This window comes from Roseinatronobacter sp. NSM, from assembly GCF_052379845.1.
Classification (GTDB): domain Bacteria; phylum Pseudomonadota; class Alphaproteobacteria; order Rhodobacterales; family Rhodobacteraceae; genus Roseinatronobacter.
In genome coordinates this window covers 1-15,067 of record NZ_JBQTCF010000028.1, presented here as the reverse complement: position 1 = coordinate 15,067, position 15,067 = coordinate 1, and the positions used below count along the sequence as shown (strand labels likewise).

Annotated in this window: 15 protein-coding genes, 1 tRNA gene and 1 pseudogene; 6 read left to right on the top strand and 11 right to left on the bottom strand. The window is 58.9% G+C overall.

The features are described from left to right. Positions 1-66: 66 nt before the first annotated feature. The 3 genes from argE to ACTZWY_RS14675 are packed head-to-tail and all read right to left on the bottom strand — an operon-like array spanning position 67 to position 3,470. On the bottom strand, positions 67-1,266 hold the full coding sequence (argE, locus tag ACTZWY_RS14685) for an acetylornithine deacetylase (protein ID WP_444791456.1): 1,200 nt from the start codon (positions 1,264-1,266) through the stop codon (positions 67-69). A 56-nt stretch (positions 1,267-1,322) separates the two neighbouring features. Further along, on the bottom strand, positions 1,323-1,601 hold the full coding sequence (locus ACTZWY_RS14680; RefSeq protein WP_444791455.1) for a hypothetical protein: 279 nt from the start codon (positions 1,599-1,601) through the stop codon (positions 1,323-1,325). A gap of 60 nt (positions 1,602-1,661) precedes the next feature. Further along, entirely contained in the window at positions 1,662-3,470 is a 1,809-nt protein-coding gene (locus tag ACTZWY_RS14675; protein WP_444791454.1) for a Na/Pi cotransporter family protein, read from the bottom strand. A 118-nt stretch (positions 3,471-3,588) separates the two neighbouring features. Between ACTZWY_RS14675 and uvrB the strand changes: the two genes are divergently transcribed. Beyond that, positions 3,589-5,766: an excinuclease ABC subunit UvrB gene (uvrB, locus tag ACTZWY_RS14670; RefSeq protein ID WP_444791453.1), complete on the top strand. Its 2,178-nt coding sequence runs from the start codon at positions 3,589-3,591 to the stop codon at positions 5,764-5,766. A 105-nt stretch (positions 5,767-5,871) separates the two neighbouring features. Here uvrB and ACTZWY_RS14665 read toward each other — a convergent pair whose 3' ends face one another. From ACTZWY_RS14665 to ACTZWY_RS14645, 5 genes are all read right to left on the bottom strand, one after another. Beyond that, entirely contained in the window at positions 5,872-6,708 is an 837-nt protein-coding gene (locus tag ACTZWY_RS14665; protein WP_444791452.1) for an SMP-30/gluconolactonase/LRE family protein, read from the bottom strand. Beyond that, positions 6,705-7,301 (bottom strand): 2-dehydro-3-deoxy-6-phosphogalactonate aldolase, encoded by a 597-nt coding sequence (locus tag ACTZWY_RS14660; protein WP_444791451.1) that lies wholly within the window; start codon positions 7,299-7,301, stop codon positions 6,705-6,707. The genes ACTZWY_RS14665 and ACTZWY_RS14660 overlap by 4 nt, the downstream gene beginning before the upstream one ends. Further along, positions 7,289-8,200: a 2-dehydro-3-deoxygalactonokinase gene (locus ACTZWY_RS14655; protein WP_444791450.1), complete on the bottom strand. Its 912-nt coding sequence runs from the start codon at positions 8,198-8,200 to the stop codon at positions 7,289-7,291. The genes ACTZWY_RS14660 and ACTZWY_RS14655 overlap by 13 nt, the downstream gene beginning before the upstream one ends. Continuing rightward, entirely contained in the window at positions 8,197-8,961 is a 765-nt protein-coding gene (locus tag ACTZWY_RS14650) for an SDR family NAD(P)-dependent oxidoreductase (protein WP_444791449.1), read from the bottom strand. Before ACTZWY_RS14650 ends, ACTZWY_RS14655 begins: the two co-directional genes overlap by 4 nt. Before the next feature lie 270 nt (positions 8,962-9,231). Continuing rightward, positions 9,232-10,017: a hypothetical protein gene (locus ACTZWY_RS14645; protein WP_444791448.1), complete on the bottom strand. Its 786-nt coding sequence runs from the start codon at positions 10,015-10,017 to the stop codon at positions 9,232-9,234. A gap of 34 nt (positions 10,018-10,051) precedes the next feature. Between ACTZWY_RS14645 and ACTZWY_RS14640 the strand changes: the two genes are divergently transcribed. From ACTZWY_RS14640 to ACTZWY_RS14625, 4 genes are all read left to right on the top strand, one after another. Then, complete coding sequence (locus ACTZWY_RS14640; protein ID WP_444791447.1) at positions 10,052-10,240, top strand: hypothetical protein; 189 nt, start codon at positions 10,052-10,054, stop codon at positions 10,238-10,240. A 16-nt stretch (positions 10,241-10,256) separates the two neighbouring features. Beyond that, positions 10,257-10,346: transfer RNA gene (locus ACTZWY_RS14635), tRNA-Ser, on the top strand. A gap of 299 nt (positions 10,347-10,645) precedes the next feature. After that, a complete protein-coding gene (locus ACTZWY_RS14630; protein ID WP_444791446.1) occupies positions 10,646-11,122 on the top strand; it encodes a hypothetical protein in 477 nt (158 codons plus the stop codon). Positions 11,123-11,264: 142 nt separating this feature from the next. Then, positions 11,265-11,840, top strand: coding sequence for a recombinase family protein (locus ACTZWY_RS14625; protein WP_444791445.1), 576 nt, complete (start codon positions 11,265-11,267; stop codon positions 11,838-11,840). Here ACTZWY_RS14625 and ACTZWY_RS14620 read toward each other — a convergent pair. Continuing rightward, a complete protein-coding gene (locus ACTZWY_RS14620; RefSeq protein WP_444791444.1) occupies positions 11,805-12,080 on the bottom strand; it encodes a hypothetical protein in 276 nt (91 codons plus the stop codon). The two genes, ACTZWY_RS14625 and ACTZWY_RS14620, sit on opposite strands and share 36 nt — an antisense overlap. An 865-nt stretch (positions 12,081-12,945) precedes the next feature. Between ACTZWY_RS14620 and ACTZWY_RS14615 the strand changes: the two genes are divergently transcribed. Further along, positions 12,946-13,461 (top strand): HNH endonuclease, encoded by a 516-nt coding sequence (locus ACTZWY_RS14615; protein WP_444791443.1) that lies wholly within the window; start codon positions 12,946-12,948, stop codon positions 13,459-13,461. Positions 13,462-13,519: 58 nt separating this feature from the next. Here the strand turns inward: ACTZWY_RS14615 and ACTZWY_RS14610 are convergent, their stop codons facing one another. Further along, a complete protein-coding gene (locus tag ACTZWY_RS14610; RefSeq protein ID WP_444791498.1) occupies positions 13,520-14,602 on the bottom strand; it encodes a tyrosine-type recombinase/integrase in 1,083 nt (360 codons plus the stop codon). Positions 14,603-14,743: 141 nt separating this feature from the next. Continuing rightward, positions 14,744-14,887 (bottom strand): annotated as a pseudogene (locus ACTZWY_RS14605) (DUF6538 domain-containing protein); the annotation flags it as partial. Between the last annotated feature and the right edge of the window lie 180 nt (positions 14,888-15,067).

Genomic DNA, 15,067 nt, shown 5'->3' with positions numbered 1-15,067 from the left:
AAGGCATCAGTCAATCCCAGGTTGCAGATATTACTAATACTCTATTCCATGAATGGGTTAACAGTTTTACCTATCGCTGTTGTTTTTCACACTGTCGGTCAGGGCATCCGCCAGCCGCGCCAGCATATCCAGACAACGCGAAAGCTGTTCAATTTCAAGATATTCATCCGGTTTATGCGCCTGCGCAATGGACCCAGGCCCGCAAATGACGGATGCAATGCCAATGGACTGGAACAATCCCGCCTCGGTGCCGAACGGCACCAACCCTGCCCCGTTCGCCCCTGTCAGCGACATGGCCAAGGCACGGGCGGGGTTGGCTGTTTCAGGGGCAAGGCCCACAACCTCGGCCACAATGTCAGTGGTGATGTCGGCCTCCGGGTGGATGGTTTGCATCTGTTCGCGCAACTGGGCCACGTAAGCTGCCAGTTCCGCCTTGATGAAATCGGCATCTGACACCTGCACCGGGCGCATTTCCCAATCAAGGCGCGCGGTGCCCGCGATGATATTATGCACCTGCCCCCCCCGAAGTGCACCAATATTCAGGGTGCTATGGGGCGGATCAAACGGGCAATCTGCGGGCGCGCGCGCCTTCAGATCTTCGCGCAGGGCTGTCAGTTTAAGCGCGATGCGCGCGGCATATTCCACTGCGTTCACGCCCAGATCAGGGCTGGAACCGTGCCCTTCCAGCCCGACGACATGGGTGGTATATTCATAACACCCCTTGTGCCCGTCAATCACCTGCATCAGCGAAGGTTCCCCGATTATGGCCGCTTGTGCGCGAAACCCGCGTGCTTGCAGATGTGCCGTCAGGCGCTGGGCACCAAAACAGCCGGTTTCTTCATCATGGGTGAAGGCGAAATGCACGGGCCGCTTCAGGTCTAGCGCGGCAAATTCCGGCGCCATTGCCACGCAGGCCGCGACAAACCCTTTCATGTCACAGGTGCCGCGCCCATAAAGCCGCCCGTCAGTTTCGGTCATGGCGAACGGGTCAAAGGTCCAGGGCTGGTCCACCACCGGCACCACATCCGTGTGCCCCGACAGGATAATCCCGTCCCCGGTATCTGGCCCGATGGTTGCAAACAGATTGGCCTGCAGGCCCGTGTCATCTGGCATCACCTCGACGCGTGCGCCGGCGGCAGACAGGGCTTTGGCCAGATATTCGGTCACCGCGCGATTGCCATCCGCCGAAACTGACGCAAACGCCACCAGATCGGCCAATAGGGCCTTGCAACGGGTCAGTCGCTCTGTCGTGTCCGGCTTGGTCATTTTGCGCGCCTTTGTAAATGTAGCTGCACAGTGGCTATCGGGGGGCGAAGGGGCAGTCAATCCGCAGCGGGACTGTCGCCTTGGGCCAAGTCAATTTCGGCCAGAAGCCATTGCGCACGGGCTAGCAATTGTTCCACGCTGGCCAGCTTGCGGGCCATGCGCGCAGCGTCCCGCGTGCCTGCCGCTGCAACCGCGTGTTGTTTCAGATCATCGCGGCGGTCGCGCAGCTTGGCGATAATTTTTTCTACATCGGCGGGCTTGATCTTCTGGTCCTTGCCTTGGCCAAAGCGGGAAAAGACCGCGCCCAGTTTCTTGGCCAGATCATCTGCAGACATGGGGCACCTTTGCAAGCAACACACCTGACGACATGATACACCAAAACCGCGATTTCCTCATTATAATTCCGCAGGGTCCTGCGGGTTTTCCAAAAGGCGCTCAATCTCGGCCAGGGCAGTGTCGCGTTCACGCAAACAGGCTTGCGCTGCATCCAGCAGGGACAGCAACAAATCCTGTGCATAGCGTGCATCATTCAGAAAAGAGGCCGCATTGGCCCCAGTAATCTGGCGGGCCTGCAACAGCCTTTCGGCACGCTGGGCATGGGTTGCGTAGGTTTGCCCCAGAACCGCGCGTTCTTCCAGCAAGGTCAGCGCGCTGCGCTGGCTTTCGGGCAGGCGTTCCAGCCGTTCTATTTCAAAGAACAACTCGCCAATTTCCGTGCGCAACCCGTCATACAAAACAGTTATCGCACCCGCATCATCGCGGGTGAAGCGCTGCACATTCGCGCGCATATGTTTGGCAGCCTTGACCGCGCGCACCAGCGCATTCGCGCCGTCGCGCAATTCCTGCAAACGGGTCTGGGCGGGTTTGGGCAGGGGCAAGCTGGCCTTGGTGGCGGCAAAATCCAGTATCGCGGCATGCAGCGGCTTGATCTTGTCCTGATACCGGCTGTCGAAATCCACGCGTATGGCGTCACGGCTGCGCGAAACAGTTGTCGGCACATCCTTTGAGGCGCGCAAATCCTCAAGCCGCATGTTCAACCCTTCGCAGATCAGCGCCGCCGCATTCCGATACAGATGCCACAGTTCATTTTGCAATGCGGTCAGAATGGGTGCCGGAAAATCCCCTAGCTGCGCTGCAATGAATTGCGGGCGGCTAACACTGGGCAACGGGGTGGCAATGCGGCGTTCCAGCAGGCGTATCAATCGCGGGATCAACGGGATCATCAACCCAATTCCCAGCAGATTGAACACTGTATGAAACACTGCCAGACGCAGGGCAAAATCCCCCTCGCCGATGCCCAGAAGATCACTGATCCCGTCCACCGCGAACCGCAACGGCACAATCAGCACCAGCGCGACAAGGGCCGTCGTGATGTTGAAGATCAAATGCGCCAGCGCCAGACGCTTGCCCTGATAATTGGCCGACCCCGCGCCGATAAGCGCCGTAATCGTGGTGCCGATATTGGCCCCGATCGCCACAGCCAGCGCGTTGTCATAGCTGATTTGCCCTGTGGCCAGTGCCGTGATGACCAGCAGCATGGTAGCATGGCTGGATTGCATCACCACAGTGGCCAGCGCCCCAAGGCCGGTATAGACTACCAGCCCCACAACCCCGCCCAGCGCCAGACGTGTCAGGTCAAAACCGGCGCTATAGGCCTCGAACCCGTCCTTGATGAAGGCGATGCCCAGAAACAACAGCCCGATACCTGTCAGCACCCGACCCGCCCCGCGGCTGCGGTCGCCGCGCTGGAACAACAGCACAGCGCCCAGCGCCAGCAACGGCAGCGCATAAGCGGCAATGTCAACCTTGACCCCTACCCCGGCAATCAGCCACGCCCCTGTCGTCGTGCCCAGATTGGCCCCGAAAATAATACCAATCCCCGCCTGAAGCGTGATCAACCCCGCACTTAGAAACGAAATGGAAATGACCGACACCAGCGAACTGGATTGTGTGATGGCCGTTGCCGCCACACCAAACCCCATCGCACGCGGCAAGGTGCCGGTGGCATGTGCCAGCACGCGTTCCAGAAGACTGCCCCCAAGGGCCTTGAACCCGTCTTCCAGCATCATCATTCCCAGCAGAAACACCGCAACACCCGCCGCGATGCGCTGGAAATCGGCATTCAGCGCGAAAGCAAGCACCAGCACCCCCAGAACAAGGGCCAGACGCAGCGACGTGATGTAACGCAGAACAAGGGCTTTCATCGTGGCATGAAGTATAGCAGCCCCCGCCGCGGGGTCTATTGGCCTTGTGCGCGCGAATGCGTCTTGAATGACCGCGCCAAAAAGCCAAATATGACGCAGACAGCAAACCCATAAGCCCATGCCGCACAATAACCTGAACCAGCCCGCCGCCCGCCCCGATGTCCTGACCCGCCCAAAGCTGGAGGGGGGCAGACGTTTTCGCATGTCCAGCCCGTTCCTGCCCGCCGGTGACCAGCCCACCGCAATTGCGGAACTGGTCGAGGGTGTGAACTCGGGTGAGCAAAATCAGGTGCTTCTGGGGGCCACTGGCACCGGCAAGACCTATACGATGGCCAAGATCATCGAGGAAACCCAGCGCCCCGCCATCATTCTGGCACCGAACAAAACACTGGCCGCGCAGCTTTATGGCGAATTCAAGGGCTTCTTTCCCGACAATGCCGTGGAATATTTTGTCAGTTATTATGACTATTACCAACCCGAAGCCTATGTGGCGCGGTCAGATACCTATATTGAAAAAGAAAGCCAGATTAACGAACAAATCGACCGGATGCGCCATTCCGCCACCCGCGCACTGATGGAGCGCGATGATGTCATCATCGTGGCGTCTGTGTCGTGCATTTATGGTATCGGGTCTGTCGAAACCTATTCGGCAATGACGCAGGACCTGAAAACCGGCGAAAGCTATGACCCCCGCCAGATCATGGCGGAACTGGTCGCCCAGCAATACCGCCGCAATGACGCAGCATTCCAGCGCGGGTCCTTTCGGGTGCGCGGCGATGTTATCGAATTGTGGCCCGCCCACCTTGAAGACCGCGCATGGAAGCTGTCCTTCTTCGGGGATGAGTTGGAAGGGATCACGGAATTCGACCCGCTGACAGGGGCGAAAACTGACAGTTTCGACCAGATCAGGATTTATGCGAACAGCCATTATGTAACCCCGCGCCCGACCATGCAGCAGGCCATCAAGGGCATAAAACACGAATTGCAACAGCGCCTTGACCAATTGACCGCCGATGGGAAGTTGCTGGAAGCGCAGCGGCTGGAACAGCGCACGAAATTCGATCTGGAAATGCTGGAAGCCACGGGCGTTTGCAACGGGATCGAGAATTATTCGCGCTATCTGACAGGGCGTGCGCCCGGTGAACCCCCGCCCACATTGTTTGAATTCATCCCCGACAATGCCATCGTGTTTGCCGATGAATCGCATGTTTCCGTGCCCCAGATCGGCGGCATGTATCGGGGCGACTACCGGCGCAAGTTCACACTGGCAGAACACGGGTTCCGCCTGCCGTCCTGCATGGACAACCGCCCGCTGAAGTTCGAAGAATGGGACGCCATGCGCCCGCAATCGGTGTTTGTCTCGGCCACCCCCGCAGGATGGGAGATGGAACAGACCGGCGGCGTCTTCACCGAACAGGTGATCCGCCCTACCGGGTTGCTGGACCCGCAGGTGGAAATCCGCCCTGTGCATATGCAGGTGGATGACCTGCTGGACGAAATCCGCCGCGTGGCCCTGCGCGATTTGCGCGTTCTGGTCACTGTGCTGACCAAACGCATGGCCGAGGATCTGACCGAATACCTGCATGAACAGGGAATTCGCGTGCGCTATATGCACAGCGACATCGACACCATCGAACGGATTGAGATTTTGCGCGATTTGCGGCTGGGCGCCTTTGATGTGCTGATCGGCATCAACCTGTTGCGCGAAGGGCTGGATATTCCCGAATGCGGGCTGGTGGCCATTCTGGACGCTGACAAGGAAGGGTTCCTGCGGTCGGAAACGTCACTGGTGCAGACCATCGGACGCGCGGCGCGCAATGCCGACGGGCGCGTGATCATGTATGCCGACCGCATAACCGGGTCTATGGAACGCGCGCTTGCCGAAACCGAGCGTCGCCGCGAAAAGCAGATCGCCTATAACATAAAACACGGCATAACCCCCCAGACCGTGCGCAAAAATGTCGAAGATGTGCTGGCAGGCATGTGGCAGGGCGACACTGACATGTCCCGGGTGACCGCCAAAGTTGACAAGGTCAAACCCGGTGCGAACCTTGCGGCCCATCTGGACGCGCTGCGCGCTGACATGCGCAAGGCCGCCGAGAACCTTGAATTCGAAGAAGCAGCCCGCCTGCGCGACGAAGTCAAGCGACTTGAAGCTGTGGAACTGGCCATTGCGGATGATCCGCTGGTGCGCCAGTCAGAGGTGCAGCAAGCCGTCGAAGATGCCGCCGTCAAGGGCCGGTCCACGGCAGGGCGCCCCGGACAACGCGGCGGGGTAAAGCGGCGGGGGCGGTGATCAGCCCATGACTGCGTGTGTGGCGAACGTGCCAGCCGCTGCCCCTACGCCGCGAACAGGCGGCAGGCCGCGCCGAATGTTATCGTCTGGGCCTGGCCGCCACCATCATGGGGTTAGGATAACCCGATGTTCGTTCAGGCCCTTGCCCGCATCGCGCTGGCAAAACGTGGCCCCGTCCAGTGGCGTGGGCTGGGCAAGCCCTTCGCGGGCGGTCGTGCAATACAGGTCCGTCAAATCCGGCCCGCCAAATGCCGGGCACGATGTGTGCGCGGCGGGAAAGGACACGGCGCGCAGGAAATCCCCGTTTGGCGCATAGGCGGCCACACGCCCAGCGCCCCATTGCGCAAGCCAGAAATTCCCCGCCGCATCGAACACCGCGCCATCAGGTTTATAGGCCGTATCGCGCAGGTCCAGCCAGCATTCTGCAGGGGCGGCAGGCCAGCCCTGCGCATCCAGTGAAACGCGCATCACTTGCTGTGTCACAGTGTCGGTGAAGCAGGCGGACCGCCCGTCAGGGGCAAAGCTGATCGCATTCGAGATGCTGATATCGCCAAACAGCTTGCGCAATTCGCCCCGATACCACCGCCAGATTGCGCCGCCCCCCTTTTCAGCACGCTTGCCCATGGTGCCAATCCAGAACCCGCCTTGCGGGTCGGCGCGCCCGTCATTTGACCGGGTATGGGGCATGTCTGCTTCCAGCGGGGACAGGTCGCGCTGATGGCCGGTTTCAAGGTCGAACACAAACAGGCGGGTTTCAGACGCTATCAGCAAGGTGGTGCTGTCAATCCAGCCCGCAGCCGATACCATTTCATCAAATTCCCACGTCTTTGCCAGACTGTGCAATTTGCATCCGAGAATATCAAACCAGAAGAATTCCGCACGTTCAGGGTGCCATAGCGGCCCTTCGCCCAAAGTGCATCTTGTGTCGTTGATTGGTGTCATTGTGCACCCTCCCATGCGGCGACGATATCACTTGCGCGTTTTCCGACATCAGCCGCACGCATGCCCGGTGTATATAGCGCCGTGCCAAGGCCAAAGCCGGTTGCCCCTGCCGCCAGCCAGTCGCCAAAATCCTGCGGGCCAACACCGCCCACCGCATAAACCGGCACATCGGGCAGAACCGCGCGCATGGCGCGCAGCCCCTGCGGCCCGATCAAGCTGGCAGGAAACAGCTTCAGCCCTGTGGCCCCGGCGCGAATGGCGCAAAATGCCTCGGTCGGGGTCAGGATGCCGGGAAAACTGTCCATGCCCGCCTGTCGCGTGGCCGCAATCACCGCCCCGTTGCAATCAGGCGACACCACCAGCCGCGCCCCGGTTGCGGCAACCTGTGCGACCTGCTGTTCGGTCAGGACTGTGCCCGCCCCAATTTGCGCCTGTGTCCCGAAGGCCGCAACCATGGCGGCAATGCTGTCCAGCGGGTCGGGGGAATTCAGCGGCACTTCGATACGGGCAATGCCCGCATCTATCAGGGCCTCGGTTACGGAAACGGCTTCTGGCGGGGTGATCCCGCGCAAAATGGCGATCAATGCGCGCATGGTGTTTGATCCTGTGGAAGAAAGGCACGCGCGGCAAAAAGCCCCGCAAGTGTCAGTTCGGTTGCATCATATGTGCCGACCGGCACCGATAGCCGCGCCAGCGCCGTGGCATAGGGTTGTGCAATGGTTTGCGCCCCGATCACAGCCACACGCTGGCCCAGCCAATAGGGTTTGCTGGCCGCCAGTTCCGCCCCGATCAGCAGCCCCGACAGGCGCGCGCGGGCGAATGCGGCATCCTGCCCCTGCAACAAGGTTTCGGCCCGGATCGAAAACAGCCGCGCCAGCAGCCGTTCAGGCCGTTCCATGCCCTGATCAAACCCGTGGACAAAGCCCTGTTCGTCCCATCCCGCGACCGAATGGCGCAAAATTGAATATTCGGACAACAGGGCGAAGATTTCGCCCGTCATGAAGGTCTGAAAACTGACGACTTCTCCTGCGCTGACATGCGCCCATTTGCTATGTGTTCCGGGCAGGCAGATAACCCCGTCCCAGCCGGGATTGCGTGCCAGAAACCCCGCGACTTGCGTTTCCTCGCCGCGCATGACATCCGCAGGCGACAGTTGCTTCAGGCCCGGAACCACATGCACACTTAGCCGCAGATCACGGGTGGGGGCAACCGCCAGCGTGTTGCCCAAAGGCACACAGGGGACCGCGCTGTAAGGGGCCTCGACCCAGCCTTGCTGGCTGCCCAGCATGCCGCAAGCCACGACATGGGTAACGCGGTCTTCGGGCAGCCAGTCGCCGGTCAGGGCCAATAACGCGGGTTCAAATTCCGCGCGCGTCAGGCGGGCCATGCCCTGATCCGACGCGGCTGTGTGCACCACCGTGTCACCGGCCATACCCCATACCCGCAAATGCGATGTGCCCCAATCCGCCGCAATCCAGTCAATCATTGTCATCCTGTTACCACCACACCACCATCAATAACCAAAGATTGGCCTGTCACTGCGCGGCTGGTGCGTGATGCCAGAAACAGCACCCCCTCCGCGATATCGGCGGGCGACAGCGTATCAGGCAGACATTGCTTTGCAAGATGCGCGTCCAGCGCCTCGGGCGTAACCCATTTTTCCAACTGTTTGGGCGTCATCACCCAACCGGGTGCCACTGCATTGACCCGGATACGGTCCGCGCCGAATTCGCGCGCCAGACTGCGTGTCAGCCCGTTCAGGGCGGAATTGGCGCTGGTATAGATAGGGTAGCCCGCCTGCCCCATCATGTAACTGATCGACGTCATATTGATGATCGCGCCAGCGCCCGCCGCCTGCATGCCGGGAATGACCGCCTGACAGGCGTAGACATAGGATTTGAAATTGATCGCCAAGGCCCAGTCCAAGAAGTCCTCGGTGACATCTGCAAGGCTGTGGCGTTGGTCATTGGCGGCATTGTTCACCAGAACGCGGACAGGCCCGTGCGCCACCGCCGCCTGTTCAATTGCCCCCACAAGCGCCGCACGGTCGGTAATGTCGCAAGGTATGAAAAGGGGACTGTGGCCGGTTTCCCGGGCCATCATGTCGCAAAACGCCGTGGCATCCGATCGCTGCACGAACGCGACCCTTGCGCCCTGGCGCAGGAACGCTTCGGTTATCCCCGCGCCAATGCCAGAACCGCCGCCGGTGATGAAAACAGATGCATGTTCAAGGTCTGGGTAAATCGGGGTCATTCCATGCTCCAGGGTTAAAGGCGGTCTTTGGGTATGTTGGCCAGTCTGCATGCATAGGCAACCGCAAAAGCGCGCAGAATTCCCCTTGATGGTCCGTATTCTTTCCTGGCGCCGTATGGGTCCATCCTTTGACCCCCTTTGTCCAGCGTCCTGAAAACATGGTTCGAGTTGACGCCAGTTGTCAAGACGCGGCTTTCCAAAGTCAGCTTGCATGAAGGCGCATTGGGCGGCACACCCAACGCGACACCCTACCCCATACCCTGTTATGCCCTAAAGCGAGTCGCTATTGACCAACTTGCCCAAAGCACGCCCCACACGTTGCGACAAATCGACAAACACATCGTCAAAAGCCTGAAACATGGCGCGGTTGAACGCAACGCCGTGCGGGCTGGCGGAATAGTCTATGTAATCTTGCAGCTCCGCATCACTCAGGGGTTGATACGCCATAAGAAAATAGGATTCGATCCAATCTGCCACGTCACGCCTTATCTCCGGTTCCTGCGCCTGCACCAAAGACAGCAGATCCTCGGCGTTCAGGCCGACAGTCGCGCTTTCAGACAGCATGCCCCGGTAATAGGCAAAACTTGTGTTCATCCCAAGCGTGACATTGAACTCGATCAGGTCATTCACATCGATCCGGTCCTGCACCATTCCCAAGCGATCCGGTCCCTTGGCGCCTTGCGGGGCCCTGCGGGCCTCCAGCAGGGCCAGACGCGCCAGTTCGTCGACCTCATCTTGCAACAGCGCCTCGCGCGCTGAAATTTCCAGTCTTAACACGCGCTGCCCAAGGTCTGTTGTGGCAAAGCGAATGGCATCCGCGCGGGTTTGGGGATGTGGCTCAAGCGCATTTTCCAGCGCCACCAAAAAATCCGCAAGCATACGCGCGGGATCGTATATTTCGACCAACTCACTGCGCAAGATCTCCATCTCTCGCTCGGAAAGGGGTGCGGCGTTGTCCTGCCCTATGGCGGCTTTGCCCTCAAGGGCCATGACCTCGAACAACTCCGGCAACAAAAACGCGTCTGACAGGTCTTCAGCTTGGCTGGCGCGGGTCATAGACGTGAGCACCGTCAAGACGAACAGCGCAATAATGCAAGCATACCTTGCCGTGGTTGCCATTTTCATTCCCCGCTGGTTCCTTACATTCCCTGTGGTTCTAACCGTCCTGTGGCGCAGCGCAAAGAACATTCACGCGATCCGGCGTCACCCCGCGCATCCGCGCATCAAAATTCCCGCCGAGACCAACATTCCGCTTGCAAGCCGCGCCGTGGCGCAGTAAGCCCCAACGCGATCATGGAGAGGTGCCGGAGTGGTCGAACGGGGCGGTCTCGAAAACCGTTGTCCCTTTACGGGGACCCAGGGTTCGAATCCCTGTCTCTCCGCCAGACAATATTCACCCGAAAAAATCATTTAATTTCAAATACTTGAGCGGATACCCCTTTTCATGGGACCCCCTACAGGACCCTCCACGGGACCCCCTAACGCAACTTTTCTTGCCCGCGCCATGCGTCTCAGAACCCCACCCCAGCGACATTTCTGCAAAATTTCTGCGCCCCCATATACGCTAGGGCGACCGCGACGATTCCCCCCATGCCCCCTTAGCCCAGCGCCCCGTTTTCTTAGTTGCGTTGCGTCGCGCCCAGCGCGTAGCGTCAACCCGTAAAGCAGATTAGGAATTCGCACGATGCTACCCGACCCTTCAGCTTCCATCGCCCTTCTATTCGCAGGGGCGCTAATCCTTTCACTTCACGCCGCATATGAACTTGGTATCCACGCTGCTTCTGATAACTTCGGGAAAGCCCTTGGTGTGGATAGTCGTGGTGCACAGCATATCCGTGACGCCGTTACCCCGCCAGCCTCAACCAAACTACGCGTGGTGAACTGGCTAGCTACGCTTGCATTGCTGGTCTATGCCTTCGCTACGGCTGGGGTGGTTGCATTCATTCTTTTGCTCTTGTTTAGAATTGCCACCTTTTCGCTGATGGATAGCCTGCTTTCACGCGGTAAATTCATGCCCTCTTTCTACCGTGCTGTTTATCGGTCAATGATCAATCGTGAGGCCGATTACAAGAAAGCGAATGACTTGATGCGCGGTGAAGCTATGGCCGACATTCGCTCGCAAATACTCACACATCCCACTTTCACGCATGTTTTAAATTAGACAAGCCGTCTCAATAGACCTTGCCCTAGTGAGTCGCCTCAAGACCCGCCCCTGAGAGTCTCAATAGAATACCTATTGACAATCTGAGACATTCCGGCGATAACGTCTTAGACTTCATTGAGACACCAAGGGGAACAGAGCCATGATTGTCGGATACCTTCGCACTTCCACCCTAGACCAGACCGCAGGTCTTGAGGCCCAGCGCCGCGACCTTGAGGCCGCAGGATGTGAACGCCTATTCTGTGAACAGGTTTCATCTGTGGACCTAGACGCCCGAGAGAAACTCACAGAGGCACTTGAGTTCCTAAGGGAAGGTGACACCCTGATTGTCACGAAGCTGGACCGCCTTGCCCGCTCTGTGCGTCACCTGCTGGACCTGCTGGACACCCTGACCGCCAAGGGGGCATCGCTGCGCATCCTCGACATGGGAATTGACACCAGCACCGCCACAGGCAAGCTGCTGCTGACAGTCCTAGGGGGCATCGCAGAGTTTGAGCGCCAGATCATGTTGGAACGCCAGCGCGAAGGGATCGCCAAAGCCAAGGCACAGGGGAAATACAAAGGCAGAAAGCCCACTGCCAAGGCCAAGTCCCCAGAGGTTCACAAGCTGCACCAAGAGGGCCTCGGGGCCACTGAGATTGCCCAGCGCCTCGGGATTGGCCGCGCCAGCGTTTACAGGGTCCTAGCTGCCAATCCAGCCATCCAGCTTGCCAAGTGAATAGCTGGAAAGCAGGAAGGTGACATAAATCAGACCCGCGAACAGAGCAACAGAAGCGATAGCCCAGATTGCCCGCAGCGAAGGTCCGGTCAGCGCCCCACTGAGCAAAGCAAGAACCAATGAACGCGCGTAAAAATAGAAGCCGCCCAAGAGCGTACCAGCAAATAACGTCCCTACGGTGAAATAAGCGGCGGCAACTAAGGACACGAAGGGCAGGCCCTCGGTGGTCCAAATAATCACAGCACCGCACCCAAGCTACGCCCACACAGCCACACGGCCTGCTGAGTCAATATTTGTCGTCATCTGATGAATGCTCATAAACTAATCCCCCTTCCATTCGTCCACGCAAAGCGCTTGATAACTTGACTAGATCATCACATTTAGGTTATCTACTGGAGGGCCGCAATCGTTCCGATAGCGTATCGTTTCCCCCCGCAACCGTGACACCTATCACACAAAGGGAAACACAATCATGACCATTGACTTCACACTGCACCTGCCCCACTTCCGTGGCCGCTTCCCCAGCCTCTCAGTTGTCCACGCACCCCGCGCCCCACTTGAGCCGCCGCTATACTGCCAGCGCGTCCAAGGGGGTCTTGAGGTTCGCATAGGATCAAAGCTGATATATGCTGAGAGTCACGCAGAGCGCCGCTGAGGGGCCGTCCCAATCTTGGCACCTCTTACCCGCCCGAGGCCCTCAAGACTCTCAGCGGAGACTTGCGGGCCTCGGGCGGCATCCCACGCCCACCTGCACCGCCCAACGTGAAATCGGGACAATCTGAGGGAAGCAGACCCCTTGTTTGGGCTGGTTAGGTTGTTGTTTTATTTCAATACCTTAAAGAATGCCTTAAGGTTTGGGCATAATACTGAACATAGGCCCGAGTTAAACCATAAGATAACTATAGGACTGTCACCTTCACTTGGTGACTTATTTCTAACAGGGTCCTGCGTTCACCTAAGGGGTGATTTCAGGAAGGGGCATCCCCGCCCCTACCAAAGACCCACCACTTCAAGACAACCCCAAGGATATAGGCCCCAGAGCCAGTCCACACACATGCCCACCAAAGAGGTCATGATGAAAACCAAATAAGAAGGGACACTCCGTATGACGGACAAATCCCCCCTGACCGCAGAAACATTGCGGCTCCTACTCCAGTACGACCCCAGCACGGGTCTATTTACTTGGCGCAACCCCCGCGCCAGAAATGTTAAACGCGGCGACATTGCGGGAAGCCTGACAGATCGCGGCTACATCAAGATCAGCGTGCTAGGCAAGCGATACTGTGCCCATCGCCTCGCCTTCCTTTGGATGACAGGCCAAGAGCCTCAAGATCAAGTTGACCACATTAACGGCATCCGCAGCGATAACCGCTGGGAAAACCTGCGCCCCGCGACCGCATCACAAAATCAACGCAACAGGGGCATACAACGGAATAACACCTCTGGCTATCCGGGTGTGACATATGACAAGGCGCGGAAGCAGTATGCCGCCCAAATCAAGACGGGCGGACGCCTTCGAAAAATAGGCCGCTTTTCTACGGCGCGAAAAGCCCATGAGGCCCGCGAGTCGTTGGCGAAAGTCCTCTATGGTGAATTTTATCGGCCAATTGAAGCCGCCTGAATAACACCGCAGCGGGGCTAAAGGGTCTGCACAACCCCAAGGCCCCCAAGCGCCTCTTTCATGGCTCTGGCAACCTCACCGCCTCGACACAGGCCCGCCGCTGGGCATCTGAGGCCGCGCCCTTGTAGGTCCCGAACGTCATCCCTTCCACCTTGTGCCCGACCACTTCCGAGATTGTGTAAGTGGTGAAGCCCAGCGCCCCGAGTTCCCCCAAGGCCCTTTCAGCCTCTGTGATGAACCAGCGCCGGAAGGAATGGAAGTTCACCCGCGACCGCCGGACCCCTTGCACCTTATCCTTGACCCCAAGTTTCTCTCTGTAACTCTTGAACGCCTTTCCCGCCTTGTTGCTACGCTGCTGACTGGGGCTTGCATCCGGCCCCAAAGGAGGCACCTCGGGGAAAAGCCAGTCATCCCCCGCCTTCCCTTCGCACCGCCGCGCCACCATGGCGGCAAGGTCTGAATGTATCGGCACCCGCCGCGCGGCAGGCTCTGACTTCTGAGGCGGGATCATGAACACCCCATCCTGACAATCCCTCACCCTGAGTTCCACCAGCGCCCCCAGCCGCGCCCCTGTGAGAGCCGCAAGGCGCATCAGGTCGGACAGGTAAGCTTGAGATGGCTGGCCGTAGATCAGCTTGCGCATTTCTTCTTTGGTGAAGGGTCTTTCCTTGGTTTCTTCTTTCTGCCTCGGGGCCTCAAGCTGCTGATTGTCCCAAGGGTTGCTTTCGGCATAGCCCCGCTTGATCATCCAGCGCCAGTATTGGCGTAAGCAGGACAGATAGCCGTTCATTGTCTTTGCGGTCCACCCCTGCGCCTCTAGGGTTTCACCTATGAACGCCCCAGCCGCTTTACGGTCCAAGCCCTCAATAGCCGCCCCGCCCTGCGTGTCTCGCTGCCATGACTCAAGCAAGGCCATGATCCTGTCGTACTTGCCCCATGTTTTGCCCTGCCAGTTGTCCGCCTTCTGTTTCCTGAAGGCGACCTCAGGGACCCTAAGCGGCGTCCTCTTGCCCCGCGCCACCTCTGTAAACCGCTGCGCCTTGCGCATCCTGACAGGATCAAATTCAGGCCCGCCGTGACTATTCACGCGGATAGGGGGACCCGCCAGCGCCTCAGCCTCAGCCGCAATCTGTGCGTCCACAAGGTCCCTCGCAGAGTAGCTGCGCTCGTCTGGGGCTTCCGTTTCATCTGAGGCCGCGACAACCCGCCCCCTGTAGTCCAGCGCCAACGCATCAAGCGCAGGGTCCCCAGCTTTCCCTTGCGCCACCGCAATCTGACCCTTGAACCGCGCCACGACAGGCCACTTAAGCCTGTTGGCTTCCTCTAGGCTATCAGTGCCCAGCGATTGCTTGAGCCGCGCCGTTCCTATCACATCGCGGGCATCCGCTGGCACCTTCACAGACACCCGCCACTTGCCACCCGCCATTTGCTCAAGGTATCGTTTATCTAGCTTCGCACCCATCAGGACCCCCTACGGGACCCTCTATAGGACCCCCTAGGCCCACACCTAACACACTGATTTATAACAATTCAAGGACTTATACCCCTTTCAGCGTAGTGTCCCTGTCTCTCCGCCATTACTCTTCCGACATCGTGTTGAGTTAAT

Excerpts from the sequence above, each read along its gene's own strand:
- argE (WP_444791456.1), bottom strand. The coding sequence starts at position 1,266 with ATGACCAAGCCGGACACGACAGAGCGACTGACCCGTTGCAAGGCCCTA.
- ACTZWY_RS14680 (WP_444791455.1), bottom strand. The coding sequence starts at position 1,601 with ATGTCTGCAGATGATCTGGCCAAGAAACTGGGCGCGGTCTTTTCCCGC.
- ACTZWY_RS14675 (WP_444791454.1), bottom strand. The coding sequence starts at position 3,470 with ATGAAAGCCCTTGTTCTGCGTTACATCACGTCGCTGCGTCTGGCCCTT.
- uvrB (WP_444791453.1), top strand. The coding sequence starts at position 3,589 with ATGCCGCACAATAACCTGAACCAGCCCGCCGCCCGCCCCGATGTCCTG.
- ACTZWY_RS14665 (WP_444791452.1), bottom strand. The coding sequence starts at position 6,708 with ATGACACCAATCAACGACACAAGATGCACTTTGGGCGAAGGGCCGCTA.
- ACTZWY_RS14660 (WP_444791451.1), bottom strand. The coding sequence starts at position 7,301 with ATGCGCGCATTGATCGCCATTTTGCGCGGGATCACCCCGCCAGAAGCC.
- ACTZWY_RS14655 (WP_444791450.1), bottom strand. The coding sequence starts at position 8,200 with ATGACAATGATTGACTGGATTGCGGCGGATTGGGGCACATCGCATTTG.
- ACTZWY_RS14650 (WP_444791449.1), bottom strand. The coding sequence starts at position 8,961 with ATGACCCCGATTTACCCAGACCTTGAACATGCATCTGTTTTCATCACC.
- ACTZWY_RS14645 (WP_444791448.1), bottom strand. The coding sequence starts at position 10,017 with ATGACCCGCGCCAGCCAAGCTGAAGACCTGTCAGACGCGTTTTTGTTG.
- ACTZWY_RS14640 (WP_444791447.1), top strand. The coding sequence starts at position 10,052 with ATGCAAGCATACCTTGCCGTGGTTGCCATTTTCATTCCCCGCTGGTTC.
- ACTZWY_RS14630 (WP_444791446.1), top strand. The coding sequence starts at position 10,646 with ATGCTACCCGACCCTTCAGCTTCCATCGCCCTTCTATTCGCAGGGGCG.
- ACTZWY_RS14625 (WP_444791445.1), top strand. The coding sequence starts at position 11,265 with ATGATTGTCGGATACCTTCGCACTTCCACCCTAGACCAGACCGCAGGT.
- ACTZWY_RS14615 (WP_444791443.1), top strand. The coding sequence starts at position 12,946 with ATGACGGACAAATCCCCCCTGACCGCAGAAACATTGCGGCTCCTACTC.